Origin of the sequence: Rhodobacter ferrooxidans (genome assembly GCF_000176015.1) — a bacterium.
GTDB lineage: Bacteria > Pseudomonadota > Alphaproteobacteria > Rhodobacterales > Rhodobacteraceae > Pseudorhodobacter_B > Pseudorhodobacter_B ferrooxidans.
In genome coordinates this window covers 26,853-47,627 of the sequence record NZ_ACYY01000004.1, presented here as the reverse complement: position 1 = coordinate 47,627, position 20,775 = coordinate 26,853, and the positions used below count along the sequence as shown (strand labels likewise).

Below are 20,775 nucleotides of genomic sequence, written 5' to 3'. Positions count from 1 at the left end.
GTCCCATGCGGTCCTGGGAGTTCGGCACCTGAGCCGGCAGGATGTGGCAAACCGCAAGGACACCGGGGCCAATGGTCGGGCATTTCAAGCGGCAGCCCATGTCTGCTGCACCTTGATCGTTCCGGAAACCGGGCCTTCAAATGCAGCAGGGGACCGCTGGTTGCCCAACGGTCCCCTGTTATCCCACTGACGCAATGTCAGTTGCTTGCGCGGCCAGCGCTGGGCACATAGTCGGTGATGCCCGGATGCTGGGTCTGGTAATTCTTCAGCACCGTGCCCGGCGGATAGCGGTTGTTGCAGATCGGCAGGCCCGACACCGGGTCGAAGCGACGGCCCGAATAGCCCTCGACCCCGTCATCCATGATCCAGCCCTGGCAGCCATCCGGGTCATAGGCGATGGCCGCATTGCCATTGGTCAGCACGCCGCTATCGCGGCCCCGGTCATGCGCGGTGGCGATCACCGTGTCGGGGCTTTGTGCATAGGGCGTCAGCCCGTCGGTGCAACCAGCAAGCAGCGAGGCAACCAGCAGGCTTGCGCCGGGAAGAAGAAACTTGGTCATATCTGTCACCACCTGTAGCAAACGACTTCGACGCGGCGGTTCTGCTGCATGCCGGACGCCGAGCCGTTGGATGCGATCGGCTGACGTTCGCCAAAGCCGATCTCGCGTTCGACCACTGCCCCCACCGAACGGGCGATATTGGCAACCGAAGCCGCGCGGCGCTGCGACAGCCGCATGTTGTATTCATCCGAGGCGCGGCTGTCGGTATGGCCGTAGATGGCATAGCCGAAGGCGCCCGCCTGCTGGAAGAATTGCGTCAGGAAACTGCGGCCATGGGCGGTCAGCGTGGCGCTGTCGGTGGCAAACAGCGTGTCGGTATTTTCCACCAGACAGGTGTTCTTCTTCAGACAGACCGGCTTGCCGGTGCGCGGATTGACCCGGTCGAGCATGTAGCCTTCCAGACCGCCATCGGCCCACCAATGCTGGCAGCCGTCGTCATCGACCCACATGCCCCATTCGATCTTGCCGGCCACGGTCGGGCCGGTCTGGGCCGCAACCGTGGTGGCACCGGCCAGACCCACCGTCAGGGCCAGCGCGCCAATGGCCGTTCGCACTGTGTTGGAAATTCGCCGTTCCACGAGAAGAAACTCCCCCTGATCATAAACAAACCATTCATCTTGCTGTCAGAAATGCCCAGACTAGGGTCTGATGTAAAGCAGAATCTATGGGCTTTGCCGGGGTGCAGACGCTAATTGTTGCGTGTATTGCTATGGTTTGCGGCGGAATCTCATGATTGCCAATGGGATGGAAACAAAGCTTAAAGTGCCAGCGGCTCTCCGGCCAGCGAATTGCTGGAGGCCGCAGTAATGCGCACCCGCACCAGATCGCCCACGGCCCCCTGCGGGTCGGTCACATGCACGGCATGCAGGTGGTCGGATTTTCCCACCATCTGCCCCGGCAGGCGGCCCTTCTTTTCGTAAAGCACCGACACCTCGCGCCCCACCATGGCCTCCTGCGCCGCCCGCTGCTGTGCGGTCAGCAAGGCTTGCAGACGTTGCAGCCGGGCGTCGGCCACCGCCGGATCGACCTCGGGCTTTTCGGCCGCCGGGGTGCCGGGACGGGCGGAATATTTGAACGAATAGGCCATGCCGAAATTGACCGCGCGGATCAGCGCCAGCGTCGCCTCGAAATCCGCCTCGGTCTCGCCCGGAAAGCCCACGATGAAATCCGAGGTCAGCAGGATATCCGGCCGCGCCGCCCGCACCCGCGCCACCAGCGCCAGATACTGTGCGGCGGTATGCTTGCGGTTCATGGCGCGCAAAATCCGGTCCGACCCCGACTGCACCGGCAGATGCAGATAGGGCGCCAGAGCGGGCAGGTCGCCATGCGCGGCAATCAGGTCGTCTTCCATGTCATTTGGGTGCGAGGTCATGTAGCGCAGCCGCACCAGCCCGTCGATCTGCGCCATCTCGCGCAACAGCCGCGCCAGACCCCAGGTTCCGGCGTCATCCACATGGTGATAGGCGTTCACATTCTGCCCCAACAGGGTGACCTCGCGCACGCCGCGCCCCACCAGATCGCGGGCCTCGGCCAGCAGGCGGGAAACCGGGCGGCTGACCTCGGCGCCGCGGGTATAGGGCACCACGCAGAAGGCGCAGAACTTGTCGCAGCCTTCCTGCACAGTCAGAAACGCCGCCGGGCCACGCTGGGCCTTGCGCTGCGGCAGATGGTCGAACTTGTCCTCGGCCGGAAAGTCGGTGTCGATCGCCTGCGCGCCCTGCCCCGCCGCCCGCGCCATCGCAGGCAGGCGGTGATAGCTTTGCGGCCCCACCACCAGATCGACCAGGGGCATCCGCCGCAAAATCTCGGCGCCCTCGGCCTGCGCCACGCAGCCGGCCACGCCAATCTTCAGATCGGGCCTGGCGACCTTCAACGGCTTCAGCCGCCCAAGGTCCGAGAACAGCTTTTCCGAGGCCTTCTCGCGGATGTGGCAGGTGTTGATCAGCACCATGTCGGCGTCTTCCACCACCTCGGTGGTGACATAGCCATCGACCCCCAGCGCCTCGACCATGCGTTCGCTGTCATAGACGTTCATCTGGCAGCCATAGGTCTTGATGAACAGCTTCTTGGCTTCCGACATCGCACGCCCCGTTGCAACTGAAGCCGGGGTTGTAGCGAAAACCGCCCCCCGAGGCAACGCCAGCCCCCGACACGGGCTTGCATTATCGGATTGCTTACCCGATTCTGCGCAAAACACCGGCAGGCAGGCAAAGGGTCAGTAATGCGCTACGCGGGGCTTTCCGAGTTTCTGAGCGAAGCCAAGGCGGTGCTGGCCAAGGGGCCGCTGGCGATCGTGATGGCGGAAGACGCGGTCGAGGTCGATACCACGCTGCGCCACCACCTTGGCGCAGGCTTTGCCGCCGTGCTGCTGCTGGCCCCCGACGAGATCGCCCTGCCCGCCGAGCTGGAGGCAAAGGTCCACCGCATCGGCTATGATGTGCATGCCGATGAGGCGCTGCCCGACGCGGTGAACCGGCTGATCGAGGCCGCACCGGGCCAGTGGCTGTATTACTGCTTCAACGCCGAATACCTGTTCTTTCCGTTCTGCGAAAACCGCACCATCCGCGACATGCTGGCCTTCCACGCCGAGGAACGCCGCGACGCCATGCTGACCTATGTCATCGACCTTTACGCCGGCGATCTGAACCGCTTTCCCAACGCGGTGTCGCTGGAGGATGCACAACTGGACCGCTCGGGCTATTACGCGCTGGCGCGCACCGATGCGGCCAACCACAACCACCCGAAAGAACGCCAGCTGGATTTCTTTGGCGGGCTGCGCTGGCGGTTCGAGGAACATGTGACCCCCGGCAAGCGGCGCATCGACCGCATTTCGATCTTCAAGGCCAAACCGGGGCTGAAACTGCGGGCCGATTTCACCTTTTCCGACGAGGAATACAACACCTATGCCTGCCCCTGGCACCACAACCTGACCGCCGCGGTCTGTTCGTTCCGCACCGCCAAGGCGCTGAAAACCAACCCCGGCTCGCGCTGGGACATCAACGATTTCCGCTGGCACAACTCGACCGGGTTCCAGTGGCATTCGCAGCAACTGCTGGACCTAGGGTTGATGGAGCCGGGGCAGTGGTTCTGAGGACTACCGATGCCGGAAGAAGCCGCCGCGCTTGCGGGCATCGAGCCCGCGCGCCCGGCCTTGGTGCCCTGCACCGGGGTTGGGCGCCGTGAACATCGACCAGTTTGCTGCATCGACGGCTTTGGCGCTTTTGTGGGGCGGCGCATCTGTGGCCGCCCCGGCCTGCACCGATGGCGCCTTCTTCAACCCCGAGTCGCCAATGGCCGCCTGCACCCTGATCTGGCAGGCGCATGGAAAGGACTTCCGGCTGGACTACACGCCCGCTGCCAATGCAGCCCCGATGCAATGGGTGGTAACAGGTGCGGCAGTCCAGACCCTGCCTTTCAACGACCCGGAATTTCAGGTTCCGCCGACGCTGGCCGATCTTGACGAGGACGGCTGGCCCGATCTCTGGCGCTATCTGGGCACCGGCAATGTCAACAGCAGCTTCGAGATTTTCCATTTCAACCCCGACCGGCGGGCCTTTGTCTCGTTGGGCGAACTTGGCGGGGTAGACATCTTTCGGGATCAGGACGGGATGATAGTGGCCTCGGCGCGCGAAAGCTGCTGCGCCTGGGGCGTGGCCCGCTACCGGCTGACCGGAGACCGACTGGTGCCGCAGTTCGGACTGCGCATTGAAAGCGGCGAAACCGACGCCGATCCCGTAGGTTGTGCGGTGTTCAGTATCGACCAAGACCCGCTCGGGCGGCCAGCAGAACCGCTGAGCATCGCCGAGATTCCGGTGCTGACCCGACAGCATTGCACGCCTTAGGGCGTCTTGGCGGCAGCGGCGTCAAGGGGGTATTCAAGCCGGGCAGAAACCCCATTCACCTCTGTGAAAATATCCCCGCCGGAGGCTCTGCCCTTGCGGCTTAAACCCGCCGCAACCGGATCACCACATCGACGCGGGCAAGTGCCGCCCCTTCGGGCAGTTGCGGCAGGCGGGCAATCTCAAGCTGGTCTTTCGCGGCATCGACCAACTCGCCGGTGTCTTCCCAGAAGAAATGCGGATGATCGTCCATGCGGGTGTCGAAATAGCTTTTCGCCCCGTCCACCACCACTTCCTGAATAAGCCCCGCCTCGCAGAACGCCCGCAGGGTGTTGTAGACGGTGGCCAGGCTGACCCGCTCGTCGGTCTGGCGGCTGGCGGCATACAGGCTTTCGGCGCAGACGTGGCGGTCGATGCCGTCGCCCACCAGCAGGTTGGCCAGCGCCAGCCGCTGCCGGGTGGGCCGCAGCCCGCCGCGCGCCAGCCACTCGGTGCTGTTGATCACTGCCGTATCCTTCATCGCGCTGCCGCTTTCCCTGCCTTTTGCAATGATAAGCATTCGCAACTGTCTTATCAAACCCAATTCTGCATCTGCCGCACGGCTTTGCGGCGACCCGCCACCCTTGCCAGTGCAAGGATGCGGATGCTAAGGGGGGCCTAAGGTGAGATTGCGGGGGGCAGACCATGGCGGAATATCCGAACAGCTTTGACAAACAGGCGCTGCTGGCCTGCGCGCGCGGCGAATTGTTCGGCCCCGGCAATGCACAACTGCCCGAGCCGCCGATGCTGATGATGGACCGCATCACCGAAATCTCGGGCGACGGTGGCCTGCATGGCAAGGGACATGTGGTGGCCGAGTTCGACATCCACCCCGATCTGTGGTTTTTCGCCTGCCATTTCCCCGGCAACCCGATCATGCCGGGCTGCCTTGGGCTGGACGGGCTGTGGCAGTTGACCGGCTTCAATCTGGGCTGGCGCGGCTGGCAGGGGCGCGGCTATGCGCTGGGTGTGGGCGAGGTCAAGCTGACCGGCATGGTGCGCCCCGACCGCAAGCTGCTGCGCTATTACGTCGATTTCACCAAGGCCATCGAGACCCGCCGCCTGACCATGGGCGTGGCCGATGGTCGCGTCGAGGCTGACGGCGAGGTGATCTACCTCGTCAAGGATATGAAGGTCGCGCTGTCCGCCAGCTAAAGGGAGATTCAGATGAGAAAATTCAACAACTTCGAGCGTTTGTCTATTCTGGTCGCAGCGAGCGCGAGTCCCGACCTCAAGGAAAAGTTCGTTGACGTAGAGATGGTCGCCAAATGGGTGTCACATGGCCACGAGTGGGCTTTGTCCTATGAGTATGATTATTTCGATGACGAGAAACATCCCTTGGATTCGACAGTGAAGGAAACGTCAGCCATCTTTGAGATGTATCGCCTTCTTCAACAGGCAGACCCCGCGATCTACAAAGCGCTTGGTCTGGCGGCAAACCATGTGAGCTTTGAGGGCTTCGATGGCAACAATGATGAACATTATCATGTTGCGAGTGTTCTCGTCGAAGACTTGGGGAGTTGGTCCGACGTTCATGGCGCCACGAACAACTCACATTCGGCAGGCTCTATCGGAAAGTATCGAAAAATGCTTGTGCGTTACGAGGAAGTAAAATCGGCAAGGACTGATTCCATGCGCGATCCGCTTACTTCTGAAGAAGTCAAATCCATCCTCGGAATATAGGAAGACAGCCATGCGTCGCGTCGTCATCACCGGGATCGGCATCATCTCGTCCATCGGCAACAATGTGACCGAGGTCGAAGCCAGTCTGCGCAGCGGCAAATCCGGCATCATCTTCGCGCCGCAATATGCCGAGCACGGTTTCCGCAGCCAGGTGCACGGGATGCCGCAGATCGTGCTGGAAGACCACATCGACAAGCGCGACCTGCGCTTCATGGGGCCGGGGGCGGCCTACAACTTTCTGGCCATGCAACAGGCGATTGCCGACAGCGGGCTGGAGGAGGCCGACGTTTCCAACCCGCGCTCGGGGCTGATCATGGGGTCAGGTGGGCCGTCCACCTCGAACTTCTTCAAGGCCTTCGAGACGGTGATCGAAAAGGGCGCGCCCAAGAAGATGGGCCCCTTCATGGTGACGCGCTGCATGTCGTCCACCAACTCGGCCTGCCTTGCCACGCCGTTCAAGATCAAGGGCGTGAACTACTCGATCACCTCGGCCTGTTCCACATCGGCCCATTGCATCGGCAACGGCGTCGAGCAGATCCAGATGGGCAAGCAGGACATCGTGTTTGCCGGTGGTGGCGAGGAACTGGACTGGACGCTGTCCTGCCTGTTCGACGCCATGGGCGCAATGTCGTCGCATTACAACGACACACCGACCACCGCCGCCCGCGCCTTTGACGCCACGCGCGACGGATTCGTGATCGCCGGCGGCGGTGGCGTGGTGGTGCTGGAGGAATTGAGCCACGCCCTGGCGCGCGGCGCGAAAATCTACGCCGAAGTCACCGGCTATGGCGCCACTTCGGATGGCAGCGACATGGTCGCCCCGTCGGGCGAGGGCGGCGAGCGGTCGATGAAGCTGGCCATCGCCACCCTGCCCGAGGGCCGCAAGATCAGCTACATCAACGCCCATGGCACCTCGACCGTGGCGGGCGACGTGACCGAGGTCAAGGCGATCCGCCGGGTGTTCGGCGAGGGCCACACCCCGCCGATTTCCTCGACCAAATCGCTGACCGGCCACAGCCTTGGCGCCACCGGCGTGCACGAGGCGATCTATTCCCTGCTGATGTTGCAGGGCGGCTTCATCACCGCCTCGGCCAACATCACCCAACTCGACCCGGAGTTGCATCCGGACGAGATTGCCACGCAGTATCGCACAGGGGTCGAGATGGATTCGATCCTGTCGAACAGCTTTGGCTTCGGGGGCACCAACGCCACCCTGGTGATGAGCAAATTCAGGGACTGAGGGAAGCATGGCCGAACTGATGCAGGGGAAACGCGGGCTCGTGATGGGCGTCGCGAATGAACGTTCCATTGCCTGGGGCATCGCCCGCGCGCTGGCCGCCGAAGGCGCGGAACTGGCGTTCTCCTATCAGGGCGAGGCGTTCGGCAAGCGGGTGGAACCGCTGGCGGCCTCGGTCGGGTCGAACCTTCTGGTCGATGTCGATGTGGTGAACGACGACAGCCTTGAGGCCTGCTTTGCCAAGCTGAAGGCCGAATGGGGCAGCATGGATTTTCTGGTCCATGCCATCGCCTTTTCCGACAAGAACGAGCTGACCGGCCGGTTCATCAACACCAGCCGCGAGAATTTCAAGACCTCGCTGACCATCTCGTGCTTCAGCTTCATCGACGTGGCGCGGCGGGCGTCCGAGATGATGCCGGATGGCGGCAGTCTGATCACCCTGACCTTCCAGGGCTCCAACCGGGTGACGCCGAATTACAACGTGATGGGCGTGGCCAAGGCGGCGCTGGAAAGCTCGGTGCGCTATCTGGCCAACGATCTGGGGCCGCAGGGCATCCGGGTCAACGCCATCTCGCCCGGGCCGATGAAAACCCTTGCAGGGGCGGCGATCGGCGGCGCGCGTCAGACCTTCCGCCACACCGAAGCCAACGCGCCGTTGCGGGTGAATGCCACGCTGGAAGCGGTGGGCGGGGCTGCGGTGTTCCTGGCCTCGGACTACGGCAAATGCACCACCGGCGAGATCCTGCGGGTGGATGGCGGCTATCATGTGCTGGGCATGCCGCAGGCGGAAAACCTGTAGCTCAGACTTGCCTTTTGGCGGAACTGTGGCAGCCTTCCAGACAGGGAGGCTTCGCCATGAACCAGACCGTCTTCGTCAACCTGCCCGTGGCCAGCATCGACCGCGCGCGGGCGTTCTATACGGCGCTGGGCTTCAGCATCAACGAAGGCTTCAGCAGCGCCAGCAACATCTGCGTCGTGGTCTCGGAGACGATTTTCCTGATGCTGCTGGATCACGAGCGGTTTCAGGGGTTTTCCAGCCTGCCGCGCGCCGATACCGGCCGCACAACCGCCGCGCTGATCGCCCTGTCGCGCGACAGCCGCGATGCGGTGGATGCCTTCTGCAAAGCCGCCCTTGCCGCCGGTGGCAGCGAAACCAGGCCGCCGCAGGACCATGGCTTCATGTATGCCCGCACCATCCACGACCCCGACGGCAACGTGTTCGAGCCGTTCTGGATGGAGGCCAGCGCCACCTGAAACGATGATCGGGGAATTGCTGGAGCGGGTGAAGGGAATCGAACCCTCGTCATAAGCTTGGAAGGCTTCTGCTCTACCATTGAGCTACACCCGCGACCCGCCTCCTATACCCAGCCACCGCCGGGCACGCAAGCGGCTCAGGCCAGCGGTTGGATCAGCGGCTCGATCAACTCCGGCCCCACGGCCCGGTTGGAATTGACCGCCATTCCCACCCGATGCGCCCGCAATTCCCCCGCCGCCCCGGCCTGCATCAGCACAGCCGCGCCATGCCCGGCCTCGCCCAGCCAAAGCGGCCAGTCGGCGGGCGGCACCAGCACCGGCTGGCGATGGTGAATAGCGGCCATGTCCGGCCCGGCCTCGGTGGTGATCAGGGCGCAGGTGTCCATCGCCACGCCTCCCCGCTCCCAAGACTGCCAGATCGCCGCAAAGGCCATCACGCCACCATCGCTGCGCGTCACATACCACGGCAGCCGCGCCCCGTCCTTTCCCGCACTCCACTCATAGAACCCCGAGGCCGGGACCAGACAGCGCCGCGCCCGTACCGCCTCGCGGAACGCGGGCTTCACCGCCACGGTATCGGCGCGGGCATTGATCAAAAGCGGCCCTCCACTCGGCGTGTCATACCAGACCGGCAGAAACCCCCAACGCATCGCCCGCAGCCGCCGCCCGCCGTCGGCTGTCACCACCGCCACCGGCTGAGTGGGGCAAATGTTGAACCGCGGCACCGGCGGCAGATCGTTGCCCAGCACCGCATCGAACAACTGCGCCATCGCCGTATCGGGATGCGTCATGGTGAACCGCCCGCACATCGCCGCCCCTTTGCGCTCCGGCTTTCATCTGTTCTCGGCGCTCCGCGCGTTCAGGCCTCAAACGCTCCACTGGAGCGTTTCCGAGACGGCCTTCACCCCCGCCGGAGGCACCCCAAGCGTGGCCAGAACCACCATCGAAGAATGGATGCCTAAAGCACCCGCAACACCACCGCCCGGCTGGGCACCGTGCCCACCTCGCCCGGCATCGAGACGTAAGGCGCGGTTTCCTCGGCCACCGCAATCCGCCCCGCCGCCACCAGCCGCGCCACCTCGGCGGCAAAACCGCCCTGCCAGACCGTATCCTTCACCGTCAGCACCAGCACGCCACCCGGCCTGCACACCCGCACCAGTTCCGCCAAAGCCTCGGCCCCGACATGGCCGGTGGTAAACACACCGGTGGAAATGATCCCGGCATAGGCGCCATCGGCAAAGGGCAGCACCCCGCCCAGCGCCAGATGGTGCAGCGCCGCATAGGCCCCCTTGCGCGCCGCCACCGCCAGCATGCCGGCGGAAATATCCAGGCCCTCCACCGGTCCGTAACCGATGATCCCCAGCCACGGCCCGATCAGCCCGGTGCCGACGCCTGCATCCAGCAACGGCCCCGCCCCGCGCGGCAGATGCCGGGCCAGCAGCGCCAGCCCGATGGAGGGATGCCGATACCCCGCCACCGCCATCTCGGCGTCATAGCTTTCCGCCCAGGCGTCATAGACCCCGGCGATCTCCTCGGGTTTGGAGGCCGCATAAACCGCCCCCAGATGCCCGTCATGCTTGGCCGCCATGCCATTCTCCCATTGATCCTTGCCGAAACGATACCCACCGCCGATGCTTTGACCAACCAGAATCGCACCGCCAGCGAAAGGCCCGCCCATGCCGCAAAGCCCCGACCTGCCCGACCTGATCGCCACCATCCCCGGCCTTGCCGGATATTCCGGCCCGATCGAGCGGTTGGGCGGGCTGACCAACCGGGTTTATCGGCTGGGCGATACCTGCCTGCGGGTGCCGGGGACGGGAACCGAGGAATATATCGACCGCAAGGCCGAAGCCGTGGCCTCGCGCGCCGCCGCCGATGCCGGGGTCAGCCCGGAACTGCTGCATGTCGATCCAGCCTCCGGCATCATGGTCACCCGCTTCATCGCCGGTGCCACCACCTTGACGCCGGAAGGCTTTCGCCAGCGCAAAGGTGCGCCTGCACGGGCGGCTGCGGCCCTGCACCGGCTGCACAGCTCGGGTGCCCGCTTCCCCAGCCGGTTCGAGCTGTTCGCGATGATCGACGATTACCTGCGGCTGCTGGCGGGAAAGGATGTCGCCCTGCCGGACGGCTATCACGATATTCTGGCCGCCTCGGGTGCGGTGCGCGCAGCCCTTGCCGCCAGACCGCTGCCGCTGGCCCCGTGCCATTGCGACCCGCTGTGCGAGAATTTCCTCGATACCGGCGAGCGGATGTGGATCGTCGATTGGGAATATTCCGGCATGAACGACCCGATGTGGGATCTGGGCGATCTGTCGGTGGAAGCAGGCTTCGACGCCGAACAGGACGCCGAACTGCTGCAGGCCTATTTCGAGGGTCTTGCCTCTGCCGCCGACCATGGCCGCATGGTGATCTACAAGGCGATGTGCGATCTGCTGTGGACGCTGTGGGGCCTGATCCAACTGGCCAACGCCAACCCAGCGGATGATTTCCGCGCCTATGCCGACACCCGGTTCGCCCGCTGCAAGGCGCTGATGGCGACCGACGATTTTGCCCGCCACCTGGCCGCGATCTCCGCCTGAAGGCCGCTCTTCCCGCCCGTGCGGCCGGTCATCGCTATCCCCGCGATGACCGACCGGCAGGAAGGGAAGAGCGCTCGTAAGTTACTTGCCCACCACCTGAATCCGGCCCTCGACCTTGGCCGTGACCTTGCCGGTTTTCTCGATATAGCGCATCACGTCATTTGCCATCAGCCCGCCCTCGCCGGTGTTGGTCAGCACCTTGCCGCCACCCAGCGCCGAGAACCCATCGCCGCCACCCAGCATGTAATCGTTGGTCGCCACCTTGTAGAGCTTGTCCGGCTCCAGATCGGCACCGTTGATCTTGACCTGCGCCACGCGGCTGCCCGGCTCGGCAGTCGGATCATAAACCACCTCGATCCCCGAGACCTGCACGAACCGCCCCGCCCCCTTCTCGACCTGAGAAAAGCCGTTCTCCAGCGCCGCCAGCACCTGACTGCCCGGCAGTTCCGTCACCACCGTCACGTTGCCGAACGGCAGTTCCGACAGGATGTCGCGACGGGTCAGCACCGTGCCCGCATCATAGGTGCGGTCGGCCCGGATGCCGCCACCATTGGTGATCGCCACATCCGCCCCGGTGGCATCGCGGATCGCATCGGCAATCAGGTTGCCCATCGCCGATTCCTCGGCCCGCACCACGTTGCGCCGCGAATCCAGCGGCCCTTCGGTGGTGCCCACCACCACATTCAGCGAATCGTCCAACTGCTTGGCCAGCGCATCCGACAGCACCTGGCTTTCCGGGTCGGGCGTCACTGCCGCCGTGTCGATAAAGCGGAAGTTCGGCACCCATTTCACCGTGCGCTCGCCGTCCTTCTCGCCGATCTCCACGGTCAGATCGACGGGCGACAGGAACCGCGCATCCAGCGAGGTTTCCACATAGGCGGTGATGCCGTCGTAATAGGTGCCGTAGGAATGGTCATCCCCCGACAGGATCACGTCAAACGCCTTGCTGGCGATCAGCGCCCGGTCATTGTCATTGTTGGTCTGGAACACGCCCACCACCAGATCGGCCCCGGCCTCGCGCGCCGCTTTCGCCGCCGCAATGCCGCCCTCGACCGTCGGCAGGAATTTCAGATCGCCCGAGCTTGCCACTTCGGGCGTGGTGTCCTGCGCCACCGGGATCAGCGCCACCTTCACCCCACCCATGTCCTTCACCATCACCCCGCCCAGACCGGCAATCGGGCTGCCATCGGCATTGGTGATGTTGATCGCAGCCCAGGGGTATTTCGACGCCGCCATCTTCTCGAGGAAATTCTGCGGCCCGAAATCGAACTCGTGATTGCCCGGCACCGCAAGATCGAACGGCACCAGATTGGTCAGATCAATTGTGTTCTGCCCCTTGTCGAACCCCGACAACAGCGAAGGCGACAACATGTCACCGTCGAACAGATAGAGCGTGTTGGGGTTGGCGGCCCGTTCCGCCCGCGCCACCGCGTTCAGCCGCGCGAAGCCGCCGCGCCCCTCTTCGCCACCGAATTCATAGACATCGCCCACCCCGAGGATGGTCAGCTTTACGGTTTCAGCCAGCGCTGGCGCTGCCATCAGGGCACCAAGGGCGCAGGCCCCCAGCAGCGAAACCGTCGAACGACGCACAGGAAGGAACATCGCGAACTCCTTTATCGGGTATGAATGGCGCCACATTGCGCCGCCCTTGCGGTTGAGTCAAAGGCCTTCGCCGCAGCTTGCCGTGCCATCATCACGGGCAAATGACAGCCCGCATCCGCCATTGACCGCGCTGCCGCCAACGTGCATGAAACCGCCATGCTGATCTTCAAGATCCTTCGCCGCCCCGACTGGGATGCTTTCCGCGCCGCGGGTGCCACTGCCGGTTTCGGCATCGACCTCGTTGATGGCTTCATCCATTTTTCCACCGCCGCCCAGGTGGCCGAAACCGCCGCCAGGCACTTTGCCACCCAAAGCGATCTGGTGCTGCTGGCCTTGCAGGCGGACGCGCTCGGCGCGGATCTGAAATGGGAGCCATCGCGCGGTAACGCATTGTTCCCGCATCTTTACCGCCCCATGACGCTTTCTGACGTGCTGTGGGACAAATCGCTGCCCCTCGGCCTCAGCGGCCACATTTTCCCCGAGGGCCTGTGGTGAGCCTGACCGAACGCGCGGGCCTGGCCCTGCTGCACCGGGTCGATCCGGAAACCGCACATGGATTGTCGTTGCAGGCGCTGCGCTGCGGGCTGGTGCCGCTGCCGGGTGTCATCACCTCGCCGCGGCTGGCCTGCACGCTGGCCGGGCTGGCACTGTCCAACCCGATCGGCCTTGCCGCCGGGTTCGACAAGAACGCCGTGGCGCTGGCCCCCCTGATGCGCGCCGGTTTCGGCTTTCTGGAGGTCGGGGCCGCGACGCCGCGCCCGCAGGACGGCAACGCCAAACCCCGGCTGTTCCGCCTGACCGAGGATCGCGCCGCCATCAACCGCTTCGGCTTCAACAACGAGGGTGCCGCCGCCATCGCCGCACGGCTGGCGCTGCGCCCGCCCGGCCCGGTGCCGGTGGGCCTGAACCTCGGCGCCAACAAGGACAGCCCCGACCGCGCCGCCGATTTCGCCGCCGTGCTGGCCGCCTGCGGCCCGCATGTCGATTTCGCCACCGTCAATGTCAGCTCGCCCAACACCGAGAAACTGCGCGACCTGCAAGGCCGGGCCGCGCTGACCGCCCTGCTGTCGGGTGTGATGGACACCCGCGCCCGGCTGCCACGCGCCATCCCGATCTTCCTGAAGATCGCCCCCGACCTGCATGACGACGATCTGGCCGACATTGCCGAAGTGGCGCTTGCCACCGGCATCTCGGGCATCATCGCCACCAACACCACGCTCTCGCGTGAAGGTTTGAAAAGTGCAGACCGCGACGAAAAAGGCGGGCTTTCCGGCGCACCATTGTTCGAAAAATCCACCCGCGTGCTGGCGCGGCTGTCGCAACTGACCGATGGCGCCCTGCCGCTGGTCGGCGTCGGCGGCATCGGCAACGCCGAACAGGCCTATGCCAAGATCCGCGCCGGCGCCTGCGCGGTGCAGATCTACACCGCCATGGTCTATGAAGGTCTCAGCCTGATTCCAAAAATCGCCCAGGGCCTCGACGCCCTGCTGGCCCGCGACGGCCACGCCACCCTGTCAGCCGCCATCGGCACCGACCGGGCAAGCTGGCTCTAAGGCTTCACTCATTCACCTCTGGGAAAATATCCTCGGGGGTCCGGGGGCAGACAGCCCCCGGCGCCTGCCACGCTCAGAACGCCTTGAACGTCATCGTGGTCAGCGTCCGCACGATCCCCGGAATGTCGAACAGCCGCCCCGACAGGTAATGCCCCACATCCTCGCCATCGGGGATGTAGATCTTGGCAATCAGGTCATACTCTCCCGAGGTCGAGAACAGCTCCGAAACCACCTCGCGGTCATAGATCGCATCGGCCACCTGGTAGGTCTGGCCGGGGGTGCAGCGGAATTGGACAAAGACACAGATCATGGCAGCTTCCTCATTTTTTGCCCATGCTAACGCCGCAACCGCGGCAGCGAAAGCCTCAGTCTTCGCCGCCGCTCAGCACCATCGGTGCCGGGCCTGCGCGCAGATCCTCCACCCCCAAGGGCTGCACCGGCCGCCCCAAACGGTTGCGCACCACCCACAGCAACCGCTTTTCCGCCCGGGTGATCGCCACATAGGCCAGCCGTTTCCACAGCGGCAACCCGGCCTCCATCCGCCCCGACTGGCTGGCCGCCCACAGGTCGGGCGCGAAGACCTGCACGGTTTCCCACTGACTGCCCTGCGCCTTGTGGATCGTCACCGCCGCCCCATGCAGAAACGCCGCCCCCATCCGCGCGGCCGAGGGGATGAACGGCTCGGCCTCGTCGGGCTTCTCGATCTTGATGATCGAGGCGGCGGAAACCTGCGGCTCCTCGGCGCCCACCACATGCAGCTTGGCAAAACCGTCGCGGTTGCCGGGGCCAAGATAGATGACCTGCGCCCCCTTGATCAGCCCGCGCGCCTCCAGATCGATCCGCTTCTTGCGGTGTTTCAGCGGCAGTTCGATGCCGTCGCAGATCAGCGGCTCGCCGGGCAGCAGCTCGAACTCCGGCGCGCCCTGGGCTGCGCGAAACGCGGTGATCAGCCGGATGCGGGTGGCATTGCGCCAGACCAGCACCGGGGATCGCGCCATCAGATCGCTGTCCACCCGCTGCGCCACCACCACCCGGTCGTCGCGCGCGGCGGCGGCTTCCACCAACCGCTCGAAGGCCTCGAAGCCGATGGCGGGGTCGGCCAGCGCATGTGCCAGATCAAGGATCGGGTTGCCGATCGCCTGCCGGTGAATCCGGCTGAGATTCAGCCGCGCCGCGCCTTCCAGCCGGTCAAACACCATCTCGCCCGATTGGCCGACCGGGGCCAACTGCGCCGGGTCGCCAAACAGCACCAGCGTCGGAAAGATCGCCCGCAGGTCGTCGAACTGCCGCTCGTCCAGCATCGAGCTTTCATCGACGAACCCCACATCCAGCGGCTCCTCGCGGCGCTTCCAGCCCTTGATGAAATCGCTGCCGCGCAACCCCGCCGCCGCCAGCGCGCCGGGGATCGAGGCCACCTGCGCATAAAACGCCTGCGCGCGGTCCAGCGCCAGTTCGGTCAACCCCTCCACCGCCGGGCGCGGGCCGTTGCCGGCCAGCCATTCGGCGATCTTCTCGTATTGCGGGTCATAAACCGGGGTATACAGGATGCGGTGGATCGTGGTCGCGGGCACCCCGCGCAGCCGCAGCACCGAGGCCGCCTTGTTGGTCGGCGCCAGCACCGCCAGCGTGCGGCGGTCCTTGCGGCGCTTGCCCTCGTAATCACCCGAGACCACCTCGACCCCCGCCGCCACCAGCGCCTTGTAAAGACTGCCCAGCAGCATGGTCTTGCCCGACCCCGCCTTGCCCACCACCGCCAGCACCGAGGCTTTGCCCTCGGCCATCGGGGTCAGCGCAGAGTTTTCCAGATCAATGCCCATGCCGCGCAGCGCATCGGCCACGCGGTCAAAGGCCTCGGCCTGATCTTCGGAAAACGACAGGGACGGCAAATTCATGGCGCGACCATAGTCGAGCCCGCCGCCCGAGGCGAGACCCCGCTTTCAGTGCGGTCGCCCGCAGGTTGGCGCGCTGTTCTGCCCGTCGGCCTCGCCGGTTGCATGGCCTTGCAGATCAGCGATTTCGGCCCGCGCCACGTTCAGCGCCATGTCCACCTGCGCCGCCAGTGCCGGTAGGTTATTCTTCTGCGCAAAGGACCTCAGGTCGCTCAGAACATCAAAAATCCACTCATTGCGCATGAAGCCTCCGCCACTCACTGTTTATGAATCGGAAACAAAGAGTCCGTTTCAACGTGACAGTATCCGGCAAGAGGTCAATAGATTGTCACCAAAAGGTAAAATGCAACGCAATTATCCGCCGCAGCGCGGGCTGACCTGCGGCGGATGTGCTGCGCCAGCAGCGATCAACGGTCGCGACTGGCTTCCAGCGTGTCCTCGAAAGTGCGCAAGCCGGTGCGCGGTGCCTGCACCAGCACGGCCATGTTGCCCGGCTTGTGCTGGTTGCGCCGCATCTTCATGTGGGCCGCGGGAATTTCCTCCCAGGGGAAGACCTCGGACATGCAGGGGTCGATCCGCCGCTCCAGCATCAGCTTGTTGGCCGCCGCCGCCTGCTTGAGGTTGGCAAAGTGGCTGCCCTGCACCCGCTTCTGGTGCATCCACAGATAGCGCACGTCGAAGGTCAGGTTGTAACCGGTGGTTCCGGCGCAGATCACCACCATGCCGCCGCGCTTCACCACGAACACCGACACCGGAAACGTCGCCTCGCCGGGGTGCTCGAACACCATATCGACGTTGTTGCCCTTGCCGGTGATCGCCCAGATCGCCGCACCAAACTTGCGGGCTTCCTTGAACCAGGCGGCATATTCCGGGGTGTTGACGGTGGGCATCTGGCCCCAACAGTTGAAATCCTTGCGGTTGATCACGCCCTTGGCGCCCAGCCCCATGACGAAACCGCGCTTGTCTTCCTCGGAAATCACCCCGATGGCATTGGCGCCCGCCGCGTTGATCAACTGGATGGCAAACGAGCCCAAGCCACCCGAAGCACCCCAGACCAGCACGTTGTCACCCGGCTTCAGGATGTGCGGCCGATGGCCGAACAGCATCCGGTAGGCGGTGGCCAGCGTCAAAGTGTAGCAGCCCGATTCCTCCCAGGTCAGGTGGCGCGGCCGCGGCATCAACTGCTGCGCCTGCACCCGGGTGAACTGCGCAAACGACCCATCCGGGGTCTCGTAGCCCCAGATCCGCTGGCTGGGGCTGAACATCGGGTCGCCGCCGTTGCATTCCTCGTCGTCGCCGTCGTCCTGGTTGCAATGCACCACAACCTCGTCGCCGACCTTCCAGCGTTTCACCTTGTCGCCCACCGCCCAGATGATGCCCGCGGCATCCGATCCGGCAATGTGATACGGCGCCTTGTGGCCGTCGAACGGGCTGATCGGAATACCCAAGGCCGCCCAGACGCCGTTGTAGTTGACCCCCGCCGCCATCACCAGCACCAGCACCTCGTGGCTGTCGATGGTGGGAGTATCGACCACCTCGACCTGCATCGCGGTATCGGGCTCGCCGTGGCGTTCGCGGCGAATTGCCCATGCATACATCGACTTGGGCACATAGCCCAGCGGCGGCATTTCACCGACCTCATACAGGTCTTTCTGCGGCGCGTCGTAGGCGGCGATTTCGGGCTGGGTGTCGAGTGCCATGGCGTCCTCACATGCGAATGCCGCGCCGCAGAATCGGCGCAGGCTTGCGGCAAGAAATATCGGGTTTGCGCAAGATTGCAATAGTTGCGCCGGTAGTTTTGTAATTTTATGTCCGCCGCAACGCAGCGTCAGCGCTTCTTGACGAACTCGGTCAGGATGACGATGCGCTGGCCTTCGACCCGGCCCTCGATCTGTGCTGCATTGTCGGCCACCAGCGCGATCCGGGGCACCGAAGTGCCACGTTTGGCGGTGAAATTGGCGCCTTTGACCACCAGATCCTTGATCAGAACCACCGTGTCGCCCGCCGCCAGCAGCACACCGTTGCTGTCGCGGTGCTCGATGCCACCGACCGAAACCGCCTCGGCCCAGTCCCGCACCTGCGGCGATAGGTCCATGCCGTCACGCGCCTCGATGGCCCAGGTTTCCTCCAGCGTCCCCAGTTTGCGCCAGACCGCCAGTTGCACCGCAGGCTCGCCCGACCAGGCGGCACCTTCCAGACAACGCCAGTGCCCGGCCGGTGCCTCGGCCTCGTCGCGGCAGATGGCGCAGAGCAGCACCTCGCCCGCAGGCGGCATATCGACCGCGGCCAGCGCCTCGGCCGCGCCACAGAACTCGCAAACCCCGCCCGCGCGGGTCATCAGATCGTCATTTGCCACGGCACCGGTCCTTTTCGATGGGTTTTCCCGGCCATAACCCGCCCCCCGTGCCAAGGCAATGCGCCAGAGATTTAGCGCAAATTGCGGCAAATTCTTGCTCAGGCTGCATGTGCCGCACCGACTGGCTGCGCAAATTTCCTTGCTTTTTTGCCCAATTGGCCCAATATCCATCTCGCGACGTTATCTCTATCGACCACTGTCTTCCTTCCCAGGCAACAGTCTATCGATCTTGCCCTGACGAGCCACACCGCCGCACTTCCGCGGGCGGCCCACTTGAAGGAGACATCACGATGGCCAAAGGCACCGTGAAATGGTTCAACGCCACCAAAGGTTTCGGTTTCATCGCCCCGGAAGGCGGCAAGAAGGACGTGTTCGTTCACATCACCGCGCTTGAGCGCGCCGGCATCCGTTCGCTGGCCGATGGCCAAGCCGTGACCTTCGATATCGAAGCCGGTCGTGACGGTCGTGAATCGGCCACCAACCTGGCTCTGGCCTGATTGGCAAGGGTCTTCGGACCCGCGAAATAGCAACGGGGCGGATCGCAGGATCCGCCCCGTTTGCTTTCAGATCAATATCTTAAGCAGCCCGCCACAGACGCCGCTCGCGCAGCGCATGTTCGAACCCCACCCGCAGCGACACCGCCGACAACGGCGCCCGCAACTGGATCGGCGCCGAGCGGTCCTCGGGGAAGGTCTGCACAGCGCAGTCCTTCGAAATCAGGATCACCGGCATCTGCGCCCGCAGCATCCCCAGCATGGCAAAGGCCTTCATCCCGGCCTCGATGCCGCCAAATGCGTCGCAATCCATCACGAACAGGCCGTAATTGACCGGATCCTCCAGCAGCGCGCTTAGCGCCGCATACATCTCGGTCTCCAGTTCCACCGTGCCACCAAAGCCCGCGATTCGCTTGCTGGCGGTGACGACGCCCTCCGAATCGGTCTTGCCGAGCAAAAGCACCCGAACCCCCAACCGACGAGCGTGGAATCCTGTTCAATGGGACGAAAGACCTGCATCGTAACCTCCGGGCAAGGAGAAGCCTTGTGACCTTTTTCTGCTAACATCTGTTCAAGGCTAAAATTTGAGAGAATTGCGGCAATTCTTGCCCATATCCGCAGCACCCACCCGGCCAATCCGATTCGGTTGACGCAAGGCCCGGCAAACCCGAGGATGACCCATCATGCCGCAGCCGGATTACCAAACCCTTATCGACAGCCCGACCTGGGATTTCATCCGCCAGACCGCCGATTTCTATCCGCCGGATGCGGTTGGCCTGTCGATCGCCGCGCAGCGCGCGGTCTATGACCGGATGTGCTGCGCCTTCCACCGTGGCATCCCGGCGGGCGTGGCGGTCAGCGATCATGCCATGTCCGGCGTGCTGGTGCGGCGCTATGAACCGGCCAATCCCGCCGCCACGCTGCTGTATTTTCACGGCGGCGGGTTTGTGGTCGGCGGTCTGGACAGCCACGACGATGTCTGCGCCGAGATTTGCGCCGCCACCGGGTTGCGGGTGATCAGCGTCGATTACCGCCTCGCGCCTGAACACCCCCACCCCGCTGCCTTTGACGATTGTCTGGCCGCCACCCGCGCCGCGGCTGTGGCCTTTCCCGGCCCGTTGCTTCTGGCAGGCGACAGCGCCGGGGGCGCATTGGCGGCTTCGGTTGCCCATGCCTGCCGAAATGGGCCGCAGATCACGGGACAAGTGCTGATCTATCCCGGCCTTGGCGGCAACCGCGACCGCGGCAGTTACCTGACCCATGCCGATGCGCCGATGCTGACGCGCGAGGACGTGCTTTACTACGCCGCAATCCGCCATGCCGGGCAGGAACCCAAGGCCGACCCCACCGCCGCCGTGTTGCAGGATACCGATTTCACCGGCCTGCCGCCGACGGTGATCTTCTCGGCCGAATGTGACCCGCTGGCCGATGATGGCCGCGACTACCGCGACGTCCTTCTGGCCGCCGGTGGTTGGGCGGAGTGGCATCTGGAGCCGGGGCTGGTACATGGCTACCTGCGCGCCCGCACAACCGTGCCGCGCGCCGCTGCCAGCTTTGGCCGCATCTGTGCGGCGATCTCGCAATTGGCAGGCCGGTGAGTGGCCGCGCTGCGGGAGCCTCCGGCGGGGGTGAAGGCCGTCTCGGAAACGCTCCAGTGGAGCGTTTCAGGCCGGAACGCGCCGAGCGCCGG

The 20,775-nt window shown here is 64.6% G+C and carries 25 protein-coding genes and 1 tRNA gene; 12 read left to right on the top strand and 14 right to left on the bottom strand.

What is annotated here, in order from left to right; translation table 11 throughout:
- Positions 1-197: 197 nt before the first annotated feature.
- The 3 genes from RSW2DRAFT_RS04135 to miaB all read right to left on the bottom strand — a co-directional run bounded on the left by RSW2DRAFT_RS04135 (position 198) and on the right by miaB (position 2,640).
- The gene (locus RSW2DRAFT_RS04135; RefSeq protein ID WP_008028344.1) at positions 198-560 is read right to left on the bottom strand and encodes a hypothetical protein; all 363 of its coding nucleotides are present in this window, start codon (positions 558-560) and stop codon (positions 198-200) included.
- A gap of 5 nt (positions 561-565) precedes the next feature.
- Positions 566-1,138, bottom strand: coding sequence for an OmpA family protein (locus RSW2DRAFT_RS04130; RefSeq protein ID WP_008028341.1), 573 nt, complete (start codon positions 1,136-1,138; stop codon positions 566-568).
- 179 nt (positions 1,139-1,317) lie between these two features.
- A complete protein-coding gene (gene miaB, locus RSW2DRAFT_RS04125; protein WP_008028339.1) occupies positions 1,318-2,640 on the bottom strand; it encodes a tRNA (N6-isopentenyl adenosine(37)-C2)-methylthiotransferase MiaB in 1,323 nt (440 codons plus the stop codon).
- A gap of 141 nt (positions 2,641-2,781) precedes the next feature.
- Here miaB and RSW2DRAFT_RS04120 point away from each other — a divergent pair, with 141 nt between their 5' ends.
- Both RSW2DRAFT_RS04120 and RSW2DRAFT_RS04110 read left to right on the top strand, forming a co-directional pair.
- Positions 2,782-3,651, top strand: a complete 870-nt coding sequence (locus tag RSW2DRAFT_RS04120) for a hypothetical protein (protein WP_008028337.1) — start codon at positions 2,782-2,784, stop codon at positions 3,649-3,651.
- A gap of 88 nt (positions 3,652-3,739) precedes the next feature.
- Positions 3,740-4,402 carry a hypothetical protein gene (locus tag RSW2DRAFT_RS04110; RefSeq protein WP_156790626.1) on the top strand — a complete coding sequence of 221 codons (663 nt, stop codon included), beginning with the start codon at positions 3,740-3,742 and terminating at the stop codon, positions 4,400-4,402.
- A 100-nt stretch (positions 4,403-4,502) separates the two neighbouring features.
- Here RSW2DRAFT_RS04110 and irrA read toward each other — a convergent pair whose 3' ends face one another.
- Positions 4,503-4,919 (bottom strand): iron response transcriptional regulator IrrA, encoded by a 417-nt coding sequence (irrA, locus tag RSW2DRAFT_RS04105; protein WP_156790625.1) that lies wholly within the window; start codon positions 4,917-4,919, stop codon positions 4,503-4,505.
- A 164-nt stretch (positions 4,920-5,083) separates the two neighbouring features.
- Between irrA and fabA the strand changes: the two genes are divergently transcribed.
- From fabA to RSW2DRAFT_RS04080, 5 genes are read left to right on the top strand one after another with little or no spacing between them, the layout of a single operon-like run.
- Positions 5,084-5,593, top strand: coding sequence for a bifunctional 3-hydroxydecanoyl-ACP dehydratase/trans-2-decenoyl-ACP isomerase (gene fabA / locus RSW2DRAFT_RS04100; protein WP_008028331.1), 510 nt, complete (start codon positions 5,084-5,086; stop codon positions 5,591-5,593).
- A gap of 12 nt (positions 5,594-5,605) precedes the next feature.
- Entirely contained in the window at positions 5,606-6,121 is a 516-nt protein-coding gene (locus tag RSW2DRAFT_RS04095) for a YfbU family protein (RefSeq protein ID WP_008028330.1), read from the top strand.
- Between the two features lie 10 nt (positions 6,122-6,131).
- A complete protein-coding gene (gene fabB / locus RSW2DRAFT_RS04090; RefSeq protein ID WP_008028328.1) occupies positions 6,132-7,361 on the top strand; it encodes a beta-ketoacyl-ACP synthase I in 1,230 nt (409 codons plus the stop codon).
- A 7-nt stretch (positions 7,362-7,368) separates the two neighbouring features.
- Positions 7,369-8,157 (top strand): enoyl-ACP reductase FabI, encoded by a 789-nt coding sequence (locus tag RSW2DRAFT_RS04085; RefSeq protein WP_008028326.1) that lies wholly within the window; start codon positions 7,369-7,371, stop codon positions 8,155-8,157.
- A 56-nt stretch (positions 8,158-8,213) separates the two neighbouring features.
- Positions 8,214-8,612 (top strand): VOC family protein, encoded by a 399-nt coding sequence (locus RSW2DRAFT_RS04080; RefSeq protein ID WP_008028324.1) that lies wholly within the window; start codon positions 8,214-8,216, stop codon positions 8,610-8,612.
- Positions 8,613-8,632: 20 nt separating this feature from the next.
- Here the strand turns inward: RSW2DRAFT_RS04080 and RSW2DRAFT_RS04075 are convergent.
- The 3 genes from RSW2DRAFT_RS04075 to RSW2DRAFT_RS04065 all read right to left on the bottom strand — a co-directional run bounded on the left by RSW2DRAFT_RS04075 (position 8,633) and on the right by RSW2DRAFT_RS04065 (position 10,290).
- Positions 8,633-8,706 (bottom strand) — tRNA-Gly (locus RSW2DRAFT_RS04075).
- Positions 8,707-8,749: 43 nt separating this feature from the next.
- Positions 8,750-9,421 carry an SOS response-associated peptidase gene (locus tag RSW2DRAFT_RS04070; protein ID WP_008028322.1) on the bottom strand — a complete coding sequence of 224 codons (672 nt, stop codon included), beginning with the start codon at positions 9,419-9,421 and terminating at the stop codon, positions 8,750-8,752.
- A gap of 149 nt (positions 9,422-9,570) precedes the next feature.
- Positions 9,571-10,290, bottom strand: a complete 720-nt coding sequence (locus tag RSW2DRAFT_RS04065) for a class I SAM-dependent DNA methyltransferase (RefSeq protein ID WP_232209646.1) — start codon at positions 10,288-10,290, stop codon at positions 9,571-9,573.
- Here RSW2DRAFT_RS04065 and RSW2DRAFT_RS04060 point away from each other — a divergent pair.
- Positions 10,289-11,191, top strand: a complete 903-nt coding sequence (locus RSW2DRAFT_RS04060) for a choline/ethanolamine kinase family protein (protein WP_008028318.1) — start codon at positions 10,289-10,291, stop codon at positions 11,189-11,191. The two genes, RSW2DRAFT_RS04065 and RSW2DRAFT_RS04060, sit on opposite strands and share 2 nt — an antisense overlap.
- An 81-nt stretch (positions 11,192-11,272) precedes the next feature.
- Here RSW2DRAFT_RS04060 and RSW2DRAFT_RS04055 read toward each other — a convergent pair whose 3' ends face one another.
- The gene (locus tag RSW2DRAFT_RS04055; protein ID WP_008028316.1) at positions 11,273-12,793 is read right to left on the bottom strand and encodes a bifunctional metallophosphatase/5'-nucleotidase; all 1,521 of its coding nucleotides are present in this window, start codon (positions 12,791-12,793) and stop codon (positions 11,273-11,275) included.
- A 156-nt stretch (positions 12,794-12,949) separates the two neighbouring features.
- On the opposite strand from RSW2DRAFT_RS04055, the gene RSW2DRAFT_RS04050 reads away from it, so the two are divergent.
- Together RSW2DRAFT_RS04050 and RSW2DRAFT_RS04045 are read left to right on the top strand one after the other, a co-directional pair.
- On the top strand, positions 12,950-13,288 hold the full coding sequence (locus tag RSW2DRAFT_RS04050; RefSeq protein ID WP_008028314.1) for a DUF952 domain-containing protein: 339 nt from the start codon (positions 12,950-12,952) through the stop codon (positions 13,286-13,288).
- The gene (locus RSW2DRAFT_RS04045; protein ID WP_008028311.1) at positions 13,285-14,346 is read left to right on the top strand and encodes a quinone-dependent dihydroorotate dehydrogenase; all 1,062 of its coding nucleotides are present in this window, start codon (positions 13,285-13,287) and stop codon (positions 14,344-14,346) included. Before RSW2DRAFT_RS04050 ends, RSW2DRAFT_RS04045 begins: the two co-directional genes overlap by 4 nt.
- Positions 14,347-14,419: 73 nt before the next feature.
- Here the strand turns inward: RSW2DRAFT_RS04045 and RSW2DRAFT_RS04040 are convergent, their stop codons facing one another.
- The 5 genes from RSW2DRAFT_RS04040 to RSW2DRAFT_RS04020 all read right to left on the bottom strand — a co-directional run bounded on the left by RSW2DRAFT_RS04040 (position 14,420) and on the right by RSW2DRAFT_RS04020 (position 18,591).
- Entirely contained in the window at positions 14,420-14,656 is a 237-nt protein-coding gene (locus RSW2DRAFT_RS04040; RefSeq protein ID WP_008028310.1) for an Lrp/AsnC family transcriptional regulator, read from the bottom strand.
- A gap of 55 nt (positions 14,657-14,711) precedes the next feature.
- Entirely contained in the window at positions 14,712-16,238 is a 1,527-nt protein-coding gene (locus tag RSW2DRAFT_RS04035; RefSeq protein ID WP_008028307.1) for an ATP-dependent DNA helicase, read from the bottom strand.
- Positions 16,239-16,283: 45 nt separating this feature from the next.
- Positions 16,284-16,478: a hypothetical protein gene (locus RSW2DRAFT_RS04030; RefSeq protein WP_008028305.1), complete on the bottom strand. Its 195-nt coding sequence runs from the start codon at positions 16,476-16,478 to the stop codon at positions 16,284-16,286.
- 164 nt (positions 16,479-16,642) lie between these two features.
- Positions 16,643-17,935: a crotonyl-CoA carboxylase/reductase gene (gene ccrA, locus RSW2DRAFT_RS04025; protein WP_008028302.1), complete on the bottom strand. Its 1,293-nt coding sequence runs from the start codon at positions 17,933-17,935 to the stop codon at positions 16,643-16,645.
- A 128-nt stretch (positions 17,936-18,063) separates the two neighbouring features.
- Positions 18,064-18,591 carry a PhnA domain-containing protein gene (locus RSW2DRAFT_RS04020; protein ID WP_008028301.1) on the bottom strand — a complete coding sequence of 176 codons (528 nt, stop codon included), beginning with the start codon at positions 18,589-18,591 and terminating at the stop codon, positions 18,064-18,066.
- 290 nt (positions 18,592-18,881) lie between these two features.
- Here RSW2DRAFT_RS04020 and RSW2DRAFT_RS04015 point away from each other — a divergent pair, with 290 nt between their 5' ends.
- Positions 18,882-19,088 carry a cold-shock protein gene (locus RSW2DRAFT_RS04015; RefSeq protein ID WP_008028299.1) on the top strand — a complete coding sequence of 69 codons (207 nt, stop codon included), beginning with the start codon at positions 18,882-18,884 and terminating at the stop codon, positions 19,086-19,088.
- Positions 19,089-19,167: 79 nt separating this feature from the next.
- Here RSW2DRAFT_RS04015 and RSW2DRAFT_RS04010 read toward each other — a convergent pair whose 3' ends face one another.
- On the bottom strand, positions 19,168-19,548 hold the full coding sequence (locus RSW2DRAFT_RS04010) for a hypothetical protein (protein ID WP_008028297.1): 381 nt from the start codon (positions 19,546-19,548) through the stop codon (positions 19,168-19,170).
- Between the two features lie 220 nt (positions 19,549-19,768).
- On the opposite strand from RSW2DRAFT_RS04010, the gene RSW2DRAFT_RS04005 reads away from it, so the two are divergent.
- Positions 19,769-20,683, top strand: a complete 915-nt coding sequence (locus tag RSW2DRAFT_RS04005; protein ID WP_008028294.1) for an alpha/beta hydrolase — start codon at positions 19,769-19,771, stop codon at positions 20,681-20,683.
- Positions 20,684-20,775: the final 92 nt, after the last annotated feature.